Source organism: Nocardioides pelophilus (genome assembly GCF_014180685.1).
GTDB lineage: Bacteria > Actinomycetota > Actinomycetes > Propionibacteriales > Nocardioidaceae > Nocardioides > Nocardioides pelophilus.
In genome coordinates this window covers 1-628 of record NZ_JACEHF010000335.1, presented here as the reverse complement: position 1 = coordinate 628, position 628 = coordinate 1, and the positions used below count along the sequence as shown (strand labels likewise).

Genomic DNA, 628 nt, shown 5'->3' with positions numbered 1-628 from the left:
GGCCGCCGAGCTGCGGACCCTGCTCATCGGCGGGGTGTGGCCGCGGGTGGTGCTGGCGTCCGCCGCCGCCGCGGCCGGCCACGTCGCGGTGTTCGTGGTCGCCGCCCGGTCGGTGGGCGTGAGCGCGCCGCTCCCCCAGCTGGTCGCCCTGGCGTTCGTGGTGCTGCTCGCCTCGGCACTCCCCCTCAACGTCGCGGGCTGGGGTCCTCGCGAAGGAGCGACGGCGTGGCTGTTCGCCGGGGCCGGCCTCGGCGCCGCCACCGGCGTGAGCGTGGCCGTCGTGTACGGCGTGGTGTCGCTGGTCGCCACCCTGCCCGGACTGGTAGCACTCGTGGGACCGGGTCGGACCCGGGCCCCCGTGACGGAGGTGGTGGCAAGTGCCTGATCGTCCCTACACCCTGCTCAGCTGCAGCATGTCGCTCGACGGCTACCTCGGCGGCGCCACCGAACGACGGCTGCTGTTGTCGAACGACGCCGACTTCGACCGGGTCGACGAGGTCCGGGCGGGCTGCGACGCGATCCTGGTCGGCGCGACCACGGTCCGCCGGGACAACCCACGGCTGCTGGTGCGGGCGGCCCAGCGGCAGCGCGGCCGGGTGGATGCCGGGTTGCCCACGTCGCCGCTGAA

The 628-nt window shown here is 75.3% G+C and carries 2 protein-coding genes; both read left to right on the top strand.

Annotation, left to right across the window (positions count from 1 at the left end):
- The coding region (locus tag H0488_RS23505) for a lysylphosphatidylglycerol synthase domain-containing protein (protein ID WP_183101568.1) at window positions 1-385 on the top strand (385 nt) is incomplete at its 5' end.
- A partial coding sequence (locus H0488_RS23500; protein WP_183101567.1) for a dihydrofolate reductase family protein occupies window positions 378-628 on the top strand: 251 nt, incomplete at its 3' end. The genes H0488_RS23505 and H0488_RS23500, both read left to right, overlap by 8 nt.